17 protein-coding genes are annotated in these 21,991 nt (G+C 39.0%); 11 read left to right on the top strand and 6 right to left on the bottom strand.

Going from position 1 to position 21,991, the window contains the following annotated elements:
• Positions 1-446: 446 nt before the first annotated feature.
• Together L2567_RS08040 and L2567_RS08035 are read right to left on the bottom strand one after the other, a co-directional pair.
• Entirely contained in the window at positions 447-1,364 is a 918-nt protein-coding gene (locus L2567_RS08040; RefSeq protein ID WP_235297239.1) for a glycogen-binding domain-containing protein, read from the bottom strand.
• A gap of 1 nt (position 1,365) precedes the next feature.
• Positions 1,366-2,301: an aspartyl protease family protein gene (locus L2567_RS08035; RefSeq protein ID WP_235297238.1), complete on the bottom strand. Its 936-nt coding sequence runs from the start codon at positions 2,299-2,301 to the stop codon at positions 1,366-1,368.
• Between the two features lie 236 nt (positions 2,302-2,537).
• Between L2567_RS08035 and L2567_RS08030 the strand changes: the two genes are divergently transcribed.
• On the top strand, positions 2,538-3,914 hold the full coding sequence (locus L2567_RS08030) for a tryptophanase (RefSeq protein WP_235297237.1): 1,377 nt from the start codon (positions 2,538-2,540) through the stop codon (positions 3,912-3,914).
• Here the strand turns inward: L2567_RS08030 and L2567_RS08025 are convergent.
• Positions 3,911-5,668 carry an ABC transporter ATP-binding protein gene (locus L2567_RS08025; RefSeq protein ID WP_235297236.1) on the bottom strand — a complete coding sequence of 586 codons (1,758 nt, stop codon included), beginning with the start codon at positions 5,666-5,668 and terminating at the stop codon, positions 3,911-3,913. The two genes, L2567_RS08030 and L2567_RS08025, sit on opposite strands and share 4 nt — an antisense overlap.
• Before the next feature lie 295 nt (positions 5,669-5,963).
• Here L2567_RS08025 and L2567_RS08020 point away from each other — a divergent pair, with 295 nt between their 5' ends.
• From L2567_RS08020 to L2567_RS07980, 9 genes are all read left to right on the top strand, one after another.
• Complete coding sequence (locus L2567_RS08020; RefSeq protein WP_235297235.1) at positions 5,964-6,539, top strand: GNAT family N-acetyltransferase; 576 nt, start codon at positions 5,964-5,966, stop codon at positions 6,537-6,539.
• The gene (locus L2567_RS08015) at positions 6,536-7,717 is read left to right on the top strand and encodes an argininosuccinate synthase (RefSeq protein ID WP_235297234.1); all 1,182 of its coding nucleotides are present in this window, start codon (positions 6,536-6,538) and stop codon (positions 7,715-7,717) included. Before L2567_RS08020 ends, L2567_RS08015 begins: the two co-directional genes overlap by 4 nt.
• Positions 7,718-7,719: 2 nt before the next feature.
• Entirely contained in the window at positions 7,720-8,703 is a 984-nt protein-coding gene (gene argC, locus L2567_RS08010) for an N-acetyl-gamma-glutamyl-phosphate reductase (RefSeq protein WP_235297233.1), read from the top strand.
• Positions 8,703-9,851, top strand: coding sequence for an aspartate aminotransferase family protein (locus L2567_RS08005; RefSeq protein WP_235297232.1), 1,149 nt, complete (start codon positions 8,703-8,705; stop codon positions 9,849-9,851). The genes argC and L2567_RS08005 overlap by 1 nt, the downstream gene beginning before the upstream one ends.
• Positions 9,848-10,786 (top strand): N-acetylornithine carbamoyltransferase, encoded by a 939-nt coding sequence (locus tag L2567_RS08000; protein WP_235297231.1) that lies wholly within the window; start codon positions 9,848-9,850, stop codon positions 10,784-10,786. The genes L2567_RS08005 and L2567_RS08000 overlap by 4 nt, the downstream gene beginning before the upstream one ends.
• Positions 10,783-11,562, top strand: coding sequence for an acetylglutamate kinase (gene argB, locus L2567_RS07995; RefSeq protein WP_235297230.1), 780 nt, complete (start codon positions 10,783-10,785; stop codon positions 11,560-11,562). The genes L2567_RS08000 and argB overlap by 4 nt, the downstream gene beginning before the upstream one ends.
• On the top strand, positions 11,550-12,650 hold the full coding sequence (locus tag L2567_RS07990) for a M20/M25/M40 family metallo-hydrolase (RefSeq protein ID WP_235297229.1): 1,101 nt from the start codon (positions 11,550-11,552) through the stop codon (positions 12,648-12,650). Before argB ends, L2567_RS07990 begins: the two co-directional genes overlap by 13 nt.
• A complete protein-coding gene (argH, locus tag L2567_RS07985; RefSeq protein ID WP_235297228.1) occupies positions 12,637-13,974 on the top strand; it encodes an argininosuccinate lyase in 1,338 nt (445 codons plus the stop codon). Before L2567_RS07990 ends, argH begins: the two co-directional genes overlap by 14 nt.
• A 161-nt stretch (positions 13,975-14,135) precedes the next feature.
• Positions 14,136-16,250: a carboxy terminal-processing peptidase gene (locus tag L2567_RS07980; RefSeq protein ID WP_235297227.1), complete on the top strand. Its 2,115-nt coding sequence runs from the start codon at positions 14,136-14,138 to the stop codon at positions 16,248-16,250.
• Positions 16,251-16,316: 66 nt separating this feature from the next.
• Here the strand turns inward: L2567_RS07980 and L2567_RS07975 are convergent, their stop codons facing one another.
• The 3 genes from L2567_RS07975 to L2567_RS07965 all read right to left on the bottom strand — a co-directional run bounded on the left by L2567_RS07975 (position 16,317) and on the right by L2567_RS07965 (position 18,906).
• Positions 16,317-16,661, bottom strand: a complete 345-nt coding sequence (locus L2567_RS07975; RefSeq protein ID WP_235297226.1) for a TraR/DksA family transcriptional regulator — start codon at positions 16,659-16,661, stop codon at positions 16,317-16,319.
• 62 nt (positions 16,662-16,723) lie between these two features.
• A complete protein-coding gene (uvrC, locus tag L2567_RS07970; RefSeq protein WP_235297225.1) occupies positions 16,724-18,541 on the bottom strand; it encodes an excinuclease ABC subunit UvrC in 1,818 nt (605 codons plus the stop codon).
• Complete coding sequence (locus L2567_RS07965; protein ID WP_406626677.1) at positions 18,538-18,906, bottom strand: methylglyoxal synthase; 369 nt, start codon at positions 18,904-18,906, stop codon at positions 18,538-18,540. Before L2567_RS07965 ends, uvrC begins: the two co-directional genes overlap by 4 nt.
• A gap of 70 nt (positions 18,907-18,976) precedes the next feature.
• Here L2567_RS07965 and L2567_RS07960 point away from each other — a divergent pair, with 70 nt between their 5' ends.
• Positions 18,977-21,715, top strand: a complete 2,739-nt coding sequence (locus tag L2567_RS07960; protein ID WP_235297223.1) for an alpha/beta hydrolase family protein — start codon at positions 18,977-18,979, stop codon at positions 21,713-21,715.
• Positions 21,716-21,991: the final 276 nt, after the last annotated feature.

Genomic DNA, 21,991 nt, shown 5'->3' with positions numbered 1-21,991 from the left:
ACATTTAGTTAAAATCTGAAATACCTGAGAAGGATTCGGATTTTGCAAACACTTTCAAGTAGTAAAAGTGGATGAGGGTAGAAATAACGATGATCAATCTCCTCATTACATTCACATTTAGTGGTTCATTTTACTTTTGAAATAATGCATATGAAAAGTGCATTTAGCTTTAACACGACCTCGATCGAAAACCATAATTGAAATAAAAGTATTTTAAGATAGAATCTTAAGAAAGAAATTTAAGAATAGGTTTAAAAGGTGTTTTTAAAGAATAGTCTTTCAGGGTGAATAATGCTTTCACCCTGAATACTATCTTTCAGATAAACTAAAAATCCTTGCCTGCATACCATAGGCTCAAGACAAGAAAAACTAAGAAAAAGGGTTTAAAAGGTGTTTTAAGAAAGTTTTAAAGGGTGGGGAGCTCTTCCTCACCCTTAAGACTTCTTTTAGTTTACAATCAACACAGAATTTTCGCGCCCCCATTCATCTTTCTCTCTCAGGTCATTTTCCTGATCAATGGTCCATTGCTCATCTACAATGAATTTGTAATAATGCTTACCAGGAGGAAGTTTCAATTCGAGCTGCCATCGATCACCTATTTTTTGCATCGGCAGAGATTTTTCATCCCAGTTGTTAAAACTTCCGGATAGATATACTTCTTTCGCTTGTGATTCATTTGGCAATCTAAAGGTCACATCTTCTCCAATGAGTAGAATCGAATTAAGCGTTTTATGCTCATTTTCTAGATTTAAGGAATTATTCAAGTCATGAGTCCATACCTCATCAACTATAAATTTGTACTCATATATCCCTGGCTGAAGTTGCAAGGTCAACTCCCAACCGTTTTCGATTTTATTCATTTTCAATTCTTGCTCATTCCAACCATTAAAGGATCCGGCTAGTATAACTTTCTCAGCATCTTCATGACCCTCAATATAAAATGTCGTGTTTCCCTCTTCGTCCTTGTCAAATAGTGGATCTCTTTCATATAAAGAGGAATCCAAAACCGATCTTGGAAGTTTCCAATAGTCGGGTAATATCCGATACTTATCAAGGAAGGTGAAATCAGCCATAAAATCATCCAGATGTTTTTTGATCTGCAATCTTCCATTAGCACTTCGTTTAATTTTCCAGCCTTTATCCAGCAAAGTTTCTTTGGTTCCCAAAGCAATGAATTCTGAAAGCTGTATGGAATCGAAGTCATGTACCAGGTCGTAGGGGACGCTATAAAGCGAGTCAAGCTGTTCTGGGCTGAACTCATAAATAACGCTATCATTCGAAATGGAGTAGGATGGTGCTTCCTGTTGACCGAAACCAAGTTTACTCAGAAATAGTAATACTAATATGGAGACAATGGATTTCATTTCAAGTCCTCGAATATTTAATGCGATGTATATAAATTCTTTTCTTTTTATAGTTAATACTGAAAATCCAGGGCGCAAGAAAGCTGTGTCCGAAAATACCATCTAAAGTGGAACCATAAATTTCATTCAGACTATCCATATTGGTCATCATCGTTGCCATAGATGCACATCTGTAGTCGTTTCCCAATTTGACTCTAAAAAGTATACCGGCTATAGCTTGCCTGCTTCTTCCGTCTGCACCAGCAATATTAATGCGATTAATCACTTTAAAGTTCTCAAGTATGTTTCTATTTCTTCGATTATCAATCACATTGATCTCAGCTCCTGTATCTATACCCATCCGCTTCATCTTTCCATTAATCGATACCTCAATGACAGGTATGAAATTCGCAATATCAAAGTCAAAGCTATCGAGTTTTTCTCGTGTGTGGTCCAGAATTTCTATGATATGCCCCCTCTTATCTAATTTTGAAAAAGTTACATATCTTTCTCTGTAATTGAGCATCACTTCATAATCCTTAATTACATTATAACCTATTAACCCAAGAATTTTCAGTTTTTTCTTTTCCTCAATTTCACGTAGGTCAATGTTTTCTGCTGAAATGTTAGAGAACATAATTTCATCGATCATCATCTCTCTTACCTTTGATCGGCCTACCTCTGATATTTCACCATTCAATCCATAGGCAGAATTGGAAGAAAGCCTATCAGCTTCAAAGTATTTGCTATTTAGAACCAAACCATTGGCACCGGTATCCAAAATGAATGAACCTTCTTGATCCTGAATTTTAACATTTAGGATAATCAGACTTTGGTAGTATTTAAAAGGTACGATGGTAGATTTGGATCCTTGGATAATAGCATCCGTGAAAATGAGCTCAATGGCTGATAGCCTGAAAACAAATAAAGTCAATATGATGATCCATATATTTTTCACGATTTAAATGTAAGCATTAAAAATCGACAATCTTAAAGGTAACTGAATAGTACTTTTATAAAATCTGCTTATTTTTGCATGTATGAACAAATACATTTTGATCAAAGAACGGGATCAATTTACCTGATATTGATCGAATGAGAGATTTGCCCTAAGCAAATTGATAAAACCGAATAGAACTTCACGAAGTTCACCAAAATTTGTTCACTTCATTTTATATTACAAATCATAAAATCATGGAATTGCCTCCTATCCCGCCGTTTAAAACCAAAACTGTCGAACCCGTTTATTTCAATACTAAAGAAGAACGAAGTCAAAGAATTAGTCAGGCAAAATATAATCTGTTCAACCTGCACAGTGATTGGGTAACCATAGACTTGATTACAGATTCCGGTACCGGCGCAATGAGCGAACAACAGTGGTCTGAGATCATGATAGGTGATGAATCATATGCCGGTTCTGAATCCTACTTCAAACTCCAGCGGACAGTGGAAGATTTGATGGGATTCAAACTTATTGCTCCTACACATCAAGGTAGAGCTGCTGAAAATGTTTTGTTCTCTGCGACAGTGAAGGAAGGTGATGTGATTCCCGGGAATGCCCACTTCGATACGACGAAAGGACATATTGAATTTAGAAAAGCCATAGCATTGGATTGTACCATTAAGGAAGCATTTCAAACCAATGTGGAGCATCCATTCAAAGGCAACATTGACCTGGAAAAGCTTGAAAGTGTGTTTGTTGAATACGGCAAAGAAAAAATTCCTTTTATAGTCATCACAGTCACGTGCAATACGGTAGGCGGCCAACCGGTTTCTTTGAAAAATATTCAGCAAACCAAGGCTCTTGCTGCAAAATATCAGATTCCGGTTTACATGGATATAGCCAGGTACGCTGAAAACGCATACTTTATTAAGCGCAGAGATGAAGATTTTAAGGACTGGAGCATAAAGCGCATTGTTCTGGAAATGTTTCGGGATGTCGAGGTAGTTTGGATGAGTGCTAAGAAAGACGGCCTGGTTAATATTGGCGGTTTTATTGCCTTGAATAATAAAGCGCTATTCGAAAAGTTGTGTCAGTTCACCATCATTTATGAGGGTTATGTCACTTACGGAGGCATGAGTGGGAGGGCCATGGGTGCATTGGCAGTGGGCTTGAGGGAGGCATGTGAAATTCATTACCTTCATGACAGGGTTTCTCAGGTAAAATATCTGGGAGACAAACTCCAAAATCTGGGCATACCCATTCAGACACCGGTAGGGGGACACGCAATTTACATCAATGCATTAAAATTTTTCCCTCATGTTCCCCAAGGTCAGTATCCTGCTCAACTCCTGGCTGTAGAACTTTATATTGAGGCTGGAATCAGAGGGGTTGAAATTGGGACCCTATTAGCAGACCGTGATCCTGAAACAGGAAAAGAAAGATATCCGGAAATGGAATTACTTCGTTTAGCGATCCCTAGAAGGGTCTATTCACTCCAGCATATGGATTATATAGCGGTGGCATTATCCCATATTTACGCTAAAGCCAAGGAATACAAGAGTGGATTTAAAATCATTCGGCAGGCACCTATACTTCGACATTTTACTGTAGAATTAGAGAGGATTTAACTCATTTCCACGAACTGCATTTCGATCATGTTTCGATAATGACCATTTTCAATTTGCATTAATTCTTCGTGAGATCCAAACTCTTTAATTCTGCCTTTATCAAGAACAAGAATATTATCTGCATTCCTTATCGTGCTAAGTCGATGTGCAATGATGATGGAAGTTCGCTTTTGGATAAGCTGTTCAATTGCATTTTGTATGATTGCTTCAGTTTCAGTATCGATGCTGGAGGTCGCCTCGTCCAGAATCAAAATATCAGGGTCGAAAACCAGCGCTCGAACGAATGAAATCAATTGACGTTGCCCCATACTTAGATTAGCACCCCGCTCCATCACTTTGTAATCGTATCCGTTCGGTAGATTTTCCAAAAAAGCATCTGCACCAATCGATTTGGCAGCCTGAATCACCTTCTCTCTGCTGATGTCTTCATTTCTTAGACTGATATTGTCTAATACATCACCGTTAAACAGAAAAACATCCTGTAAAACTATTGCTATGCGGCTGCGCAGACTATCCAGATTAAATTCCCTTATATCAATGCCATTTATAGAAATGGTTCCTTTTTGGATTTCATAAAACCTGTTAAGAATGTTGATGATCGTAGATTTGCCAGATCCCGTGCTTCCCACAATGGCCAGAGTACTTCCCTCTTTCACCGTGAAATTAATGTCATGAAGCACATAGTTTTCTTCATCGTAGGAGAATGATACATTTTCAAACTTGATATCTCCTTCCAGCTTTTCTACATAAATCTTACCTGGATTTTCAATTTTGCTTTCGTTGTCTACCACTTTAAAAACCCGGTCTGCGGCTACCATACCCATTTGTAAAGTATTAAACTTGTCTGCCAGCATCCTAATGGGACGGAAAAGCATATTGAGATACATGGGAAACGCAACCAATGCTCCAAAGGTAACGGATCCCTCAATGTAACCACCTGCTCCCCACCATACTAATAGCGCCAGGGAAAGTGCAGAGATGATTTCGACGACCGGATAAAAGACAGCATAATATAATATTGCATCCAGATTCGCCTGAGTATAAGTACGATTAATCGTTTTAAATTTCTCCCTTTCCTGCTGCTCAGCATTAAAGATTTGGACGATGCGCATACCCGTTATCCTCTCATTGAGGAAAGCATTCATCCTCGAAATTTGAGTTCTCACCCTTTGATAACTGGCCTTGACTTTTTCTTTGAATATATAAGTGGCAAGCATCATCAAAGGCATGGTGATCAAACAAATCAGGGTCAATTTTACAGACGTGAAAAACATCAAGCCGAGAACTGCAAATATGCTTAAAATATCTGCTACGATAGTGACTACGCCCTGCGCAAAGACGTTGTTAATTGCTTCCACATCATTAATCGTTCTTGTAGTGATCGTTCCTATCGGGGTCTGATCGAAAAAACGCAAACGCAAACTTAAAATATGCTTGAAAACCCTCACCCGTAGATCTCTGATCACTTGTTGGCCTAAAAGATTAACAGAATAGATAAAAATATACTGGAGTAAAACTGCAAGAAGTACGGCCCCAACGAATACCAGTGACATCCGGATTAATCCGGGAATGTCATTATTGAAGATGTAATCATCCACAATCACATTGATCAGGTAAGGCCTGACAGCGGAGATCGGAGCAATCGCGACGGCCAGGATAGCTACGCCAATAAAAAGACCTTTATACGGGCTTGCCAACTTCAAAATCCTTTTCAGAATTTCCCAATCAAATTTATTTCCCTTAGAGTCTGACATACAATTTAAAAGAAACAGGTTTCATATAAATATGTTGCACATAAAGGTATTGAAAAATTCCACTTGAACTTTATTCGGTCAAAATTTGATTTAATTGCAATTTTTATAATACCTTTAAGTCTTTAATGAAAATTTATCAAACATATCACCTATCGCTTTTTCCTTTAAGGCGTTTTAGGAGACCCTCAGGGGTCTAATATTTTTTCTATCCGCAAAGAATAGAAAGCGCGGTATCTCAGCTTCTATTCTAATTTTAGCCACATTTTATTTTTAACAAACAGATGACCATCTAGCAATGGGAATATTAATCAAAATTGCATCGGAAGATGAATTAAAGTATGCAAAGCAATTGGCAGAAGAATACCAAATATCTGCCCAAATGCGTGGTACAGGTATAGCGACTCGAAAGCCCGAATATTTAGAAACCAAGATGAAGAATGGCAATGCCGTCATTGCATTGGATGGTGAGAAATTAGCCGGCTTTTGCTATATCGAGATCTTTAGCTCAGAACAATATGTGAGTAACAGCGGACTAATAGTGGTTCAGAATTACAGGGGACTAGGCTTGGCAAAGCAGATCAAAAAGGCTGCCTTTAATTTAGCCAGAGATAAATACCCGGCTGCTAAAATTTTCGGGATAACAACCAGTTCCATTGTGATGAGGATTAATTCTGATCTGGGATATAAGCCTGTAGCACTTACTGAGTTGACAACTGATGATGAATTCTGGAATGCTTGTTCGTCCTGCTCAAATTTTGATATATTGATGAGGCATCATCGTAAAATGTGCCTTTGTACAGGAATGCTTGCGGCTTCAAAGAACGAGATGGAGCATGACCTATCTGAAATGATCATAAAAGAAAAAGAATGAAAAAAGTAGTATTAGCCTACTCAGGTGGATTAGACACCTCTTTTTGTATTCCGTACCTTTCCAGAGAACACGGTTGTGAAGTACATTGTGTATCCGTCAACACCGGAGGTTTTGATGAAAAAGAATTAAAGGAAATGAAAGAACGAGCACTCGAACTGGGTGCAAAGTCTTTTAAAGCCATTAACATTGAAGAGCAGTTTTATGATCAGTGTATCAGATATCTGATTTATGGTAATGTTTTGAGAAACGATACTTATCCACTAAGTGTCAGTTCCGAAAGGGTTTTTCAGGCTATTCGTGTAGCTATGGAAGCGACTAGCATCAAGGCTGATGCGATAGCTCATGGTTCTACCGGGGCAGGCAATGATCAGGTCAGGTTCGATCTGGTTTTTAACAGCCTGGCTCCAGACTGCGAGATCATTACCCCCATCCGCGATAATGGTTTCAGTCGGGAATATGAGATTGAGTACCTTAACAAAATAGGATATGCATGGTCTAAGCAAAAGGGAGCGTATTCTATTAATAAGGGATTATGGGGAACCAGTGTCGGTGGCAAAGAAACATTGACTTCCAGAAATCCCATTCCTTCTGAAGCCTATCCATCCCAGTTATCTGAATCGAAATCTAGAAAACTATCGATAGGCTTTGATCAAGGTGAATTATCTGTGGTGGATGGGGTTCCATTAAAGCCTGTGGAAGCGATTAAGAAGCTTGAAGAAATGGCGTCTGAATATGCCATAGGCAGAGACATTCATGTAGGTGATACCATTATTGGAATAAAAGGAAGGGTGGCTTTCGAAGCCGCAGCACCCTTGATCATCATTAAAGCGCATCAATTGCTAGAAAAGCACACCCTCTCTAAATGGCAACAACATTGGAAAAAACAGCTAGGTGACTGGTATGGCATGTTCGTCCATGAAGGTCAATTCCAAGAACCGGTGATGAGAAATATTGAAGCTTTTTTAGAATCGACGCAGAAAAGAGTGAGTGGAACAGTATTTTTAGAACTACATCCATATCGTTTTGAACTAGAGGGTATTGAATCAGCATATGATCTGATGGATGTTCCATTTGGCAAGTATGGAGAAGAACAAGGTGGTTGGACAGCTGACGACGCAAAAGGATTTATAAAGTTGATGGGAAATGCCAATAAGATTTACAATCATAAAAACAAATGAGAATGGATAGCAGATCCACCAAATATAGAGTAGGAGTCGTAGGCGGAACTGGTTTCACGGGTGGAGAACTTTTGAGAATTCTTCTTCATCATCCTCATGTCCAGATTTCGTGGATATTCTCCAGAAACCACGCTTCAAAACCGGTTTCCTCAGTTCATCTGGACCTTGAAGGTCATCTTAATGACGTCTTTGTGGATCAGTGCGACTGGGAAATAGACGTCGTATTTTTATGTCTTCCACATGAGACAGCTAGAGACTTTGTGAACGCCTCTAATATTCCTCAAGAGGTTAAAATCATTGATTTGAGCAGAGATTACCGTTTGGAACCGAATCATGAGAATTTTATCTACGGACTTCCTGAATTGAACCGAAAGAAAGTAAAATCCGCTAAGAACATTGCTAATCCTGGTTGTTTTGCAACCGCTATTCAACTGGCACTACTGCCATTGGCACACCAAAAAATACTACTTCATGATGTACACATTACAGGTATTACAGGGTCTACCGGAGCAGGCAAGGGCCTATCTGAAACAACACACTTTACCTGGCGAACTGGAAATGTTTCAGTTTATAAAGCTTTAAAACACCAACATATCTCAGAAATCAGACAATCGCTCACTCAACTTCAACCGGGTTTCAGTCAACGACTTAACTTCATTCCCATCAGAGGAAATTTTACGAGAGGAATTTTGGCCAGTATTTATACCGAAAGTGAATGGTCTTCTGATGATGTACTCCAACTTTATGAAAAATATTTTGAAGAGCATCCTTTTGTCCGTGTGACAGATCTACCAGTAGATCTCAAGCAAGTGGTAGGTACTAATATGGTAAGAATCTCAGTCAATGTGATTGACGGAATGGTCCATTTGGTCAGTGTGATCGATAATCTGGTAAAGGGAGCAAGTGGACAAGCAATACAAAATATGAATTTAATGTTCGGTCTTCCTGAACAGATCGGGCTTGAACTTAAATCAATCGCATACTAATGAATTTATTTGATGTCTATAGCCAATACAATGTCGAGCCGATCAGTGGAAAAGGCTCTTATGTTTATGATGCAAAAGGTACAGAATATCTCGACTTTTACGGTGGCCATGCGGTCATTAGCATCGGTCATTCCCACCCTCATTATGTCAAAAGGCTTAAAGATCAGTTGGATAGAATAGGATTTTATTCTAATGCTGTCCAAAACTCACTTCAAAAGGAGCTGGCAGATAAACTGGAAGAAACTTCAAGAGTGGAAGATTATGCCTTTTTTCTTTGCAATTCTGGGGCTGAGGCCAATGAAAATGCATTGAAATTAGCTTCTTTTCATACTGGAAATACGCGAATCATCGCCTTAGAAAAGGGTTTTCATGGAAGAACATCAGCAGCAGTTAGGGCCACACATAACTTTGATATCCAGGCACCGATTAATCAAGGGTATGACATTGAGTACGTGCCCATCAATGATGTAAGAGCTATGCAATCAGAATTGGCTTCCGGAGGTGTTTGTGCAGTCATTATTGAAGCGGTACAAGGGATAGGAGGATGCAGGACTTGTGATCCGGAATATCTGCGTGAAGTCTATAACCTTTGTAGAATCTATGATGCTATTTTGATCATGGATGAGGTTCAGGCAGGCTATGGCAGATGCGGAAGATTCTTTGCTTGGGAGTATGCAGACATTCGACCACATATCATCACGACGGCCAAAGGAATGGGAAATGGATTTCCTATCGCCGGGGTGCTGATAGATGAAAGAACTTTTCAACCCAAAAAAGGAATGCTCGGAACTACTTTTGGTGGCAACCATTTGGCATGTGCTGCTGGAATTGCCGTATTGGAAGTTATTCAAAATGAACGCTTGATAGATCGATCTTATCAATTGGGTTCTTTCTTTAGAAGTCGTTTGGAACAAACATTTGGCTCTACCTTTGAAATTTTGGGTAAGGGTTTGATGATTGGTTTAAAGTTCAATCACTCCACTGCCTCTATACGGAAGAATTTACTATATGAAGAACATATTTTTAGTGGCAGTTCCGGCGATCCGAATACGATGAGAATTCTTCCACCGCTAAATACTACAGAAAAAGAAATTGAGCACTTTTTGGAAGGTTTAAGTAAAGTTATGGAAAACGTGGAAACGGCATGAAACATTATTACAATATCAAAGATACTGCGAATTTTAAATCGTTGGTGGAACGCGGAGTCCGAATGCGGAAAGGGGAGGAGCAAGATCATTCCATGGGCGAAGGCAAAACCCTGGTCATCGTTTTTTTTAGTCCAAGTTTACGAACCAGAATCAGTACACACAAGGCTGGATTAAATCTCGGCATGCAAGTCATTAGCATGAATGCAGGAGATGGGTATCAAATGGAATTCGAATTGGGAACCATCATGGATGGAAATACTGCGGAGCACATTAAAGAGGCTTCTAAAGTATTAAGCCAATATGGGGATATGATTGCTGTCAGGGCTTTTCCGGGATTACAGTCCAAAGAGGAAGACCTGAAAGACCGGGTATTAAAAGGCTTGATGGCGTATGCCACGGTCCCCATTATTAACCTGGAGTCTTGTCTGCACCATCCATTGCAAGGTCTTGCAGATGCCATTACGATTGAGTCTTATAAAAAACGTGATAAGCCCAAAGTGGTACTTTCCTGGGCACCTCACGTTAAAGCGCTTCCGCTGGCCGTTCCCATTTCATTTGCCCAGGCAGCAACTGCCATGTCATACGAATTCATCATTACGCATCCAAAGGGTCACGAACTACCACAAGAGCTAATAGGTGATGCCGAAGTTGAATATGATCAGCATAAGGCATTCAAAGGTGCGGACTTCATATATGCTAAATCATGGTCGTCCACAGTGCAATATGGTAAACTCAGCAATGACCGTAGCTGGATCATTGACGAAGCAAAGATGGCATTGACCAATGACGCGGGCTTTATGCACTGTTTACCTATTAGACGAAATGTTGTAGCTACAGACGAGGTGCTTGATGCCTCTACATCATTGATTTATGAAGAGGCTGGGAACAGAGTGCATGCTGCACAATCGGTCATCAAAGAACTTTTAATGGAATGATGGATGTGATCAATGTTATCAAAATAGGTGGCAAAGTATTGTCTAATCCACAAAAGCTACATCATGCGCTCGTTAGCTTCAAAAATGTATCAGGAGCAAAAATACTTATCCATGGGGGTGGGGCCGAAGCTACTGCCCTGGCCAAAAAGATGGACGTGGAAGTTAAAATGCTGGAAGGAAGACGAATAACTGATGAAGCTATGATCGAAATCGCTACTATGATTTATGGTGGATTGGTCAACAAGAGGATTGTAGCAGGTCTCCAAAGCATGGGTGTCAATGCGTTGGGACTTTCTGGAGCAGATGGCAATACAATTTTAAGTTGGAAAAGGCCTGTCAAAGAAATTGACTACGGTTATGTGGGCGATATTGAAAATGTGAATGGTGTAGCTTTAACAAAATTATTGCACTCAGGATTTGTCCCTGTTTTCTGTGCGCTCACCCATGATGGTAAAGGTCAGATGCTAAACACCAATGCTGATACCATTGCTTCTGAAATCGCTAAAGCCCTTTCTAAGTCCTATGATGTCAGATTATACTATGCATTTGAACTGACAGGTGTGCTCCATAATATTGAAGATGAAGATTCTGTGATCGATAGGATCACCGCAGAAGGATTTGCAGAGATGAAAAATAAAGGTACAGTAGCTGATGGCATGGTGCCAAAAATTTACAATGCCATTCAGGCCAGCAAATCTGGAGTGAAAGAGGTGATTATCGGTCAATACACGAATATGGAGCGACCGGATAAAGGAACAGAGATATGCAGGAGTTAGACGAATTAAAAAAGGAAGCCATCCAACTTTTGAAGACATTGATCAGAGAACCCTCTTATTCAGGAAAGGAAGACGGTACTGCTGAAATTTTACAACAGTTTTTGCAGGCGAAAAACATTCCTCATATTAAGAAAAATAATAATATTATAGCCGGAATTGAAGCACTGGATCCCGGATTGCCAACGTGTCTTTTGAATTCTCATCATGATACCATAAAGGTGGTCAATGGTTGGACACATGATCCCTTTGGAGCCATTGAGAAGGATGGAAAGCTGTTTGGATTGGGAGCCAACGATGCCGGTGCTAGTTTGGTTTCGCTTGTGATCACCTATATCTACTTACATGAACAAAAGCAAGATTTCAATTTAATTTTGGCGGCAACTGCAGAGGAAGAGAATTTTGGACCAAATGGGATTAAATCATTGATAGACCATGAATTAAGCCCAGTGGATTTTGGAATAGTAGGTGAACCTACCAATATGGAAATGGCAATTGCAGAAAAGGGTCTACTGGTGATCGATGGAGAGGCAATTGGTGAGGCAGGTCATGCAGCTCGGCAGGAAGGTGAGAATGCGATTTATAAGGCAGTGAAAGACATCCAAAAGATCAGCGACTACCAATTCAATAGAGTATCTGAAACTTTAGGTACAAATGTGATGACGGTAACGCAGATAGATGCAGGTGTCCAGCATAATGTGGTTCCTGATTCCTGCAAATTTGTCATTGATTTAAGGGTCAATGAATTGTACGATCTGGAGGAAGCGTTTAAAGAAGTACAAAACATTTGCGAATCTTCCCTGAAAGCCCGTTCCTTTAACAATCGACCATCAGGTATAAGCCTGGATCACCCTTTGGTCAGAGCTGGTCAAAAACTGGGTTTGACACTTTTTGGGTCCCCTACACTTTCAGATCAAGCCAATCTTAAATTTCCTACCATTAAGATGGGTCCAGGTTTTTCAGAAAGATCACATACTCCTGACGAATACATTTACATTAAAGAAGTAGACCAAGGCATAGATGGATATGTCAACCTATTAAAGGCCTTAAATCCGTATGAAATGACAAAAATAAAGAATGAAGGAATCTGAAAATAAATTATGGAGCAAAGGTCTCCCTGTAGATAAAATGATTGAACAGTTTACCATTGGTAATGATCGTACGCTGGATCTCGAACTGGCCTCATATGATGTACTCGGAAGTTTAGCCCATGTATCTATGTTACAGGAGCAAGGACTGATAGAGCAAGGAGAGCTAAGTAAAATTAAAGAAGGACTCAAAAACATTTATCAAAGGATAAATGATGGAGAATTTGTTATAGAAGAGGGAGTCGAAGATGTTCATTCACAAGTAGAATTGTTATTGGGAGAATGGGGTCAACGTATTCATAGCGGCAGATCGAGAAATGATCAGGTTCTGGTAGACCTTAAAATGTATTATCGCAGTAAACTTGGTGCCTTCATAGATTCGATCACTGCGCTTGCGACCAAATTTATAGATATCGCAGACAAGTACAGTAATGTACTGATGCCTGGTTATACTCATACCCAGGTAGCGATGACATCTTCATTTGGAATGTACTTTGGGGCTCAAGCAGAATCCTTGAAGGAAGATGCAGAGTATTGTACTGCTATTTTTCCATTGATCAATAAAAATCCTTTAGGTTCAGCAGCTGGTTATGGAAGTTCGTTTCCACTTAATCGCACCAGAACCACCCAATTGCTCGGATTTGAAGAATTGCATGTCAATCCTATCAATGCTCAATACGGTCGAGGAAAAGCTGAGCTCTTGGTGGCGCAGGTCATGGCCACCATCTCTTTGAGTATCAATAAGTTTGCCAACGACATGATCTTGTACTCGAATGAGAATTACCGCTTTCTAAGCTTACCCTCTACAATGACGACTGGATCCAGTATTATGCCACACAAGAAAAATCCAGATGTATATGAGCTGATCAGGGCATATACGAATAGCCTGATGAATCTACCTTCGCAGATCATGTCCATTATTTCTAACTTAACAACAGGATATCATAGAGATTTTCAACTTTTGAAAGAGTATTTGTTTCCAGCAATAAATAAAATGGAAGAAGTACTGTCCATCATGGATTATGCACTTCCAAAATTGAAAGTCAATGAAGACATCTTGAATGATGAAAAGTATGACTACTTGCTCACTGTAGATGCTGTAAACGAGATGGTCAAACAAGGGGTTCCTTTTCGTGAAGCTTATCGTAAAATAGGAGAACAAATAGAAAAAGGAGCTTTTGTAAAGCCTGAACAATTGAAGCACAGTCATGAAGGATCAATCGGAAATCTTCAGTTAGATTTGATTCGGTCAGGCATCAAAAAGTTGGAAGAAAACAACCCTAATCGAAAAATAGAAGACATTCTGTCGAGACTATTGGCCGACTAGCCGGAAATTTAGTGTCCTTTACAATAAATGGGCTTATTTTTTGATTTTAGAACAGTTATTGATACGTTAAAGAATTATCAGGTTAGAACACAAAGAGCACTTACAGTGTTTTTAAATGTGAAAATCCTTAACTTGAGATTATTAAAAAGAAAAATAAATATATGAAGGCCGTTATTTTAGCACTAGTCGCAGCAGGAGTACTGGCAGTGGGATCGTTTTTTCCAGAACCTGATCCAAAGGAGAAGGAAGAATTGATTTTTTATGCCGTTTCTAACTTTTTAGAGCAGGTTCATTATCGGCCCTTGGAGATGAATAATGATTTCTCGGAAAATGCCTTTAAAAGCTATTTAGAGGTATTGGATAATAGTAAGAGATTTTTATTGCAAACAGATGTCGATGAACTTCAGAAATACGAAAAATTACTTGACGACCAATATGAGGAGGGAAGTTTTGAATTTTTTAATCTGTCTGAACAAAAAATCAATAAAGCAATAGAGCGAGCTAAAAAAGTCTATGATGAGACCATCAAGATGGATTTTGATTTTACCATTGACGAGGATATTAACTTAGACGACGAAGAAAAGGCCTTTCCCAAAAATATGGACGAGCTTAAAGAAGGCTGGAGAAAGATGATCAAGTATGAAATTCTGGTCCGATATGAAGATAAATTAGAAGCCAACGAAAAAGCGGAGAAGAAAAAGACAGAGGAAGAGCTGAAAAAGGAGGCGTATAAAGATGCGAAAGAAATGTTTGATGATTGGTTTGATCGACTGGGTGAAATCAGAAGGTCTGATAGATTTGAAGCTTATCTAAATACGATCACTCATGTATTTGATCCACATTCAGATTATTATAATCCTAAGGAAAAGCAGGATTTTAATATCAATATGGGTGGAAGATTAGAAGGTATCGGAGCAAGGTTACAGCGAGATGGAGACTATACCAAAGTGGTGGATATCATCGTAGGTGGCCCGGCTTGGAAAGGTAAGGAATTAGAAGTAGATGACTTGATCACAGCGGTCCAACAGAAGGGTGAAGATGAAGTTTTGGATATCACTGGAATGAGAGTTGATGACGTGGTACAACATATTCGGGGAAAGAAAGGTACAATCGTCTATCTGACCGTTAAAAAGAAGGATGGTACAATGGTAGACATAGAGATAGAACGGGATATAGTAATCATAGAAGAAGGGAAAGCAAAAAGTGTCATCATTGAAAGAGAAGATGAAGGACATAAATATGGCTACATCAGACTGCCTAAGTTTTATGCCGATTTCGAATCTAAGGATGGACGAAGTTCCGCTGTAGATGTTGCTTTAGAGATCGAAAAACTTAAAGCAGAAAATGTCGATGGTATCATATTGGACTTGCGAAACAATGGTGGTGGTTCACTAAGAGATGTGGTCCAGATGTCCGGCCTTTTTATTGATGAAGGTCCGATTGTACAGGTTAAGCCAAGAGGACGTGAACCCTATGTCCTTGAAGATGAAGATCCTGAAACCAAGTATGACGGTCATTTAATCGTCATGGTCAATGGTTATTCTGCTTCGGCTTCTGAGATACTAGCTGCTGCAATGCAGGATTATGATAGAGCACTAATAGTAGGTAGCAAGTCGACATTTGGAAAAGGAACAGTGCAAAGATTTTATGATCTGGACAGAGCAGTGAGGGGGAATGGTGATATGAAGCCATTGGGTGAGGTCAAATTGACAACGCAGAAGTATTTTAGAGTAAATGGTGGTTCGACTCAATTGAAAGGAGTGGTACCGGATGTAATACTACCTGATAATTTCCATTATATAGAAACAGGAGAGAAGCAATATGATTATGCAATGGAATGGACGGAAATAGATCCGGTAGAATACGAGTTGCCTAAGATGACGGTAAGTAACAAAGAAATCTTAAGTAAAAATTCTGCGCAAAGAATCGAAAGTGACGAGCAATTTAAATTGGTACTTGAGAATGCACAGCGACTGAAAGAAAATAGAGATGATAAGATCTACTCTCTTAATTTTGAAGAGTTCAACAAAGAAGTAGATGCAAGAGAACAAGCTGCAGAAAAGTTTAAGGATTTGTGGAGTAATCAGATTATAGGATTGAATGCTTCTAACTTGCCTATAGATCTTGAGTTCATTGAAGCTGATAGTTCAAGGATTGCCAGAAATGATGTCTGGATCAAGGATTTGCAAAAAGACATTTATTTGAATGAAACACTCAATATCATGAAAGATATGATTACAGCTAATCCCTCACTGGGATCTTTAGAAAAGAAATAGTTATGATTGAGTAAAAAAAGAGGCTATCTCAGTAATGAAATAGCCTCTTTTTTTATGGACTTATTCTTAAATGCCTCGTGTGGCAGTTGGTAGTGCCTTAAGCCTTTTCTCATCGATTAACTCCCCTGTCCTTTCATCTATTCCGTAAGTTCCATTCTCGATTCTAAGAAGTGCTCTTTTTAACTCTTTTTGTCGAGTTTTCAAACGTCTCATAGATGCTTTATTTTTAGAAGCTTGCTGTTCATTTTTGCTCATCTCACCAAAACCGGGATTGTCATCCTGCTTTCCCTCCCGTCTGCTTTTTCTTATGTTGGTTAAGGTTTCTACTTGCTTGGTTACCTCGTCTAGTCTATCTTTAATAATACTGCTAAACTCCTGAAGCTTCGTTTCACTATATTTATTCTCTGACATAATTTTGTATTTTTTCTCTTACGTATTAAGCAAACACATGGTTCGAAATCAAGTTTAACCTCCTACTGCTGTTTTTCGACTTTTTCTTTGAAGTAGGCATAAATTATCGTACCAATGCGCTTATTTGTTTTTTGGATCAACTCTTCTAAGGTCAGATTTTTGATCTTTTCTACCGATTTGTATTCAGTAAGTAATTTGGTAGCTGTTTTGTCACCTACTCCGGGAATGGTATGTAATTCCGATTGTGTAAAATGCTGAGATCTTTTTTGTCTATGGAAAGTGATCGCAAAGCGATGGGCTTCGTTTCTGGCTTGCTGGATTAATTTCAACGATTCGGATTTTTTATTAATATAAATAGGAACCGGATCGTCGTGAAAGAAAATTTCTTCCAATCTTTTCGCAATGCCAATAACCGTAACCTGATCAAGAATTCCTAATTCACGCAGACTTTTAGCAGCCGCACTCAATTGACCCTTCCCTCCATCTATAATGATCAGTTGAGGCAATTCATCTCCCTCTGCCAGCATCCTTTTATATCTTCTTCCAACGATTTCTGTCATCGAGGCAAAGTCATCAGGTCCTACTACAGTTTTAACATTGAAATGCCTATAGTCTTTCTTACTTGGTTTTGCATTTTTAAAAACAACACAACTTGCGGTGGGAAAAGAACCTTGCATATTAGAGTTATCGAAACATTCAATGTGAAAAGGGATTTCATCCATCTGCAGATCATCTCGAAGGGTGGTTAGTATTCTTTCTGCGGAAGTTTGCTTCTTCATCCTCGTCGCCTCTTCTTTGCGCAGATTCATGATGAAATACTTAACATTCTTAGCAGATAAGTCAAGCAAATGCTTTTTTTCACCCCTTTGCGGTACAATGACTTGTACGTCATCTTCAATAAGTTCTATTCTTTTAGCAAGTATGATTTCTTTGGTAATGCTGTTGTATTTTTCCCTAAATCGGTCAATGGCATATCTCAGCAAATCCTCATCTTCTTCATCCAAATTCTTTTTTAATTCGACAGTATCGGTATTAATGATCGCCCCATTGGCAATCTTAATGAAGTTCACAAAGGCAGAATCTTTGTATGAATCGATGGTAAATACATCCACATCCTTTATGGTTTGAGAAACAACCGTTGATTTCGCTTGATAGTCTTCGAACAGGGTAAGCTTTTCTTTCATTTCCTGAGCTTTTTCAAACTCCATGCGCTCAGCGAATTTGTGCATTTCTGCTTTGATGTAATCTTTTACAGGTTTAAAATTACCTTTTAAGATGTTTTTAACTTGCTCAATTTTTTCATTGTATTCCTCCTCGCTTTCTTCTCCTATGCATGGGCCTTTGCAGTTCTTAATATGGTACTCGAGGCATACTTTAAATTTACCATCATCTATGTTTTCCTTGGAAAGATTAAGCTTACAAGTTCTTAGAGGAAACAAGTTTTTAATAAGATCAAATATTTGCTTCGTTCTGTGCTTAGAAGTATATGGACCAAGATATACAGAACCATCCCTTCTCACTTTTCTGGTAAAAAAAATTCTGGGAAATCGCTCTTTCTTGATACAGATGTATGTGTATGATTTAGCATCCTTTAAAAGCACATTATAACGTGGTTGATGCTTCTTAATTAATGAATTTTCTAATAGTAAAGCATCATGCTCACTCTCCACGATTGTAAATTCAATATCGTGAGCATGCTTGACCATAGTCTTTGTTTTAAAAGCTTGATGCTTTTTCACACCAAAATATGAAGTAAGCCTTTTCTTTAAATTTTTAGCTTTTCCCACATACAAAATGGTTCTATCTTCATCTAAGAAGCGATAGACACCCGGATTTTTTGGGAGCGTGGGCGATATGTTTCTAAATTCTTCTGTGGTCACTTACCAGCGTTTACACCCTTTATTAACAGTTTAGCTGTTGCGGGGTTCGTAGCGAGAGGAATATTGTGTACGTCTGCTAGTCTCATTAGCATTTGAACATCTGGTTCATGAGGATGCTTGTCCAGTGGGTCGCGAAAAAATATAACCATATCTATTTCATTGGTAGCAAGCATAGCGGCTATCTGAGCATCGCCTCCCTTTGGACCTGAGAGTAATTTAATTACTGGCAAGCCGGTTTTTTCAATGTGACTTCCAGTCGTTCCTGTAGCAAACAAATTAAAGTCCTTCAATTCTTCTTTATGATGCATCACAAAACTGACCATTTCCGGCTTTTTCCCATTATGGGCTATCAGTGCTAGCTTAATCATTCTCTCTACTTTAATGAGATATAAAAGTAATCTTTCTATTTTTAGAAGTCAAAATCAATCAAAGAACATGAAATTATTTTCTACACTACTAATTATTCTAGGTTTTACGATGTGTGCCAATGGGCAGATGAAGGTCATGGATCAGTCTGCATACATCGAATGGAAAGAAATTGAATCAGAATCTACTACAGACGATGGTCAATGGATCAAGTATCATCTTACTCCTGGAAGGGGCGATAAAGTCCTTTACCTTTATGATACCAGCACCAAAGAACAACGGAGCTTCACTAGAGTAGGCAGATCAAGTTTTACGGACAATGGTCGATTTTTAGTATTCACAAGACAAGCTGCGACCGATACCATAGAATACAAGAGACGCCGAAAGGTAGAAAAGAAAGATTTGCCTAAGGATACGCTAGTGGTTCTTGATCTGGAAACGATGAATGAAACGTTGATCCCTGACATTGGCACTTACAAAATACCCGAAAATTGGTCAGGCATCATTGCATATCAGGCGGAAATCCCGAAAATGAAGAAAGATTCCAGTGCGAAAAAGGAGATGGAACAAAGCTTCTTTATCTACGATTTAAAAACTAATTACGTAGATACTTTAGAGAACGTTACTGAATATCAGATAGCCGAAGAAGAGCCACACTTGGTATTCAGTAGAAATACAAAAGATACCACTGTGGTGGCCGGAGTTTTCATGTATAATGTATCAGACAAATCATTAAAACCTATTCTTCAGGAAAATGGAAAATATAAAAACCTGGTCATCAACAAATCCGGAGATCGTGTAAGCTTTATTTCAGATCGGGATACCACCAAAGCAAGAATAAGACCCTATGAATTACACTACTGGTCTGATGGAACAGACAAAATCCCAATGGGATCGGAAGATAAATTAGGATCCGATTCCTATCAGGTAACCGAAAATACAAAACCCAGATTTTCGGATAATGGCGAAGTGCTCTATTTCGGTATTGGAAGTTCGCCTGTACTCGCTGATTCTTTAGCATTGGACGAAGAGCAGGTTCAAGTGGAGGTATGGACCACTGCCGATCCCATGTTATATACCATGCAGGAATTACAGGAAGATCGACTTAGAAAAGAAACTTATGACGTCCGATATGATGAACAATCTGGAATATTAATACCGTTAGAGGATCGTCGTCGCAAAAGTCTTCAAGTATCTCAGAAAGGCGATGGTAAAATTTATTTATTGTCAGACCGGGAGCCCTATGAAAAAGAAGTGACATGGATGGGAAGATCTAAGTCAGATGTCTACATTGGGGAAGTAGGGCAAGGGGTCAAATTATTTAAATCCGGATTATCGGGCAACCCTGGTTTTTCTCCCACAGGAAAATATCTATATTGGTTTGATAGAGATGAGCTTGCTTGGAAATCCTACAATGTAGCAACAGAAAAAGAAGTTAATCTTACAGAAGGAATGACAGGGTTTACAGATGAGTTGAACGATCGACCGATGCAACCTGGACCTTATGGAATGGCCGGTTGGTCTACTGAAGATCAATGGCTGTATCTTTATGATCGATATGATGTATGGAAGTTTGATCCTAGCGGGGTGTCAGATCCTGTAAACCTCACAAAAGGAAGACAAAATCAAATAGAATGGAGAGTCATAGATCTGGATAGAGAGGAAGATGCATTAGATGAAAATGCCTTTATGTATGTCTTTAACGAGCGAACTAAGGAAAGTGGATATGGCAGGTTGAACCTAGAGGGAGGCGAGCCTTCAGTCATCGTGATGGAAGATATGTCTTATGACAGGAGACCTCTAAAGGCTAAAAATGCGGATCGTCTGGTCTTTACAAAAGAAAGTTTTGAGATTTTTCCGGATTTATTGATCTCTCAACTTTCCCTTGAAAATACTGTAAAAATCAGCGATGCCAATCCGCAACAAAGTGAATACAGGTGGGGAAGTATTGAACTGTTCAAGTGGCAAGACTATAACGGAGATGAATTAGAAGGACTTTTGGTCAAGCCGGAAGGATTTGACCCATCGAAGAAATATCCGGTCATTGTAAATTTTTATGAGAGAAGTTCTGATGGTTTGCACAGACATCGGGCTCCCGAGCCGCATAGATCGACTATTAATTATTCCTACTATGCTAACAAAGGTTATGTCATTTTCAACCCTGATGTGAAGTACGAAATTGGTGATCCTGGTCAAAGTGCTTACAATGCAGTAGTTAGTGGAGTGGAAGCACTGAGTAAGAACACATGGATTGATAAAGACCGTATTGGAATTCAGGGGCATTCATGGGGTGGATATCAGATCGCACATATTCTCAATAAGACCGATATTTTTCGCTGTGCTGAAAGTGGGGCGCCGGTGGTGAATATGGTTAGTGCCTATGGAGGAATCAGATGGGGTAGTGGAATGAGCCGCATGTTTCAATATGAAAAAACACAAAGCAGATTAGGTGCTACTTTATGGGAAGACCCTGAAGCATATCTTAGAAACTCACCCATATTCGAAGTTGATCAGATGAATACCCCAGTTTTAATTCTTCACAATGATAATGACGGCGCTGTGCCTTGGTATCAGGGGATTGAGTATTACATGGCCTTGCGGAGATTAGGAAAACCTGCATGGTTTTTGAATTACAATGGTGAGCCACACTGGCCATTAAAGTGGCATAACCGTTTGGATTTTAACAAAAGAATGGAACAGTTTTTCGCACACTATTTATTAGATGAGCCTATGCCATTGTGGATGAAAAAAGGAGTAAGTGTAGTTGACAAAGGAATCAATCAAGGATTCGAACTAGAGGAGGAATAAGTTGAGAAGTGTCACGCGTTTTACCATCTAAAAACTCACTAAACATTTACTCAATTGGTCTTAAAGTCTCAAGGCATTGATAAATACCTATAAACAAAAAACCGTTTTCCAATCATTATCGGAAAACGGTCAATTTCAATAAGTAATGTGCCTAAAACCTTAAAACCAAATAACTCTTATGAAGAGTATTTTTCTTTTTTTGGTCAACTTCCATTTGCATTGAAAACCTAAATGGCGTGTTAGGTTTTCAATTGCTATGGAATTCTAACCAAACTC

The sequence above is a fragment of the Portibacter marinus genome (assembly GCF_021533195.1).
Classification (GTDB): domain Bacteria; phylum Bacteroidota; class Bacteroidia; order Chitinophagales; family Saprospiraceae; genus Portibacter; species Portibacter marinus.
The sequence above is the reverse complement of the archived record's forward strand: the minus strand, read 5'-3'. Positions and strand labels throughout refer to the sequence as shown.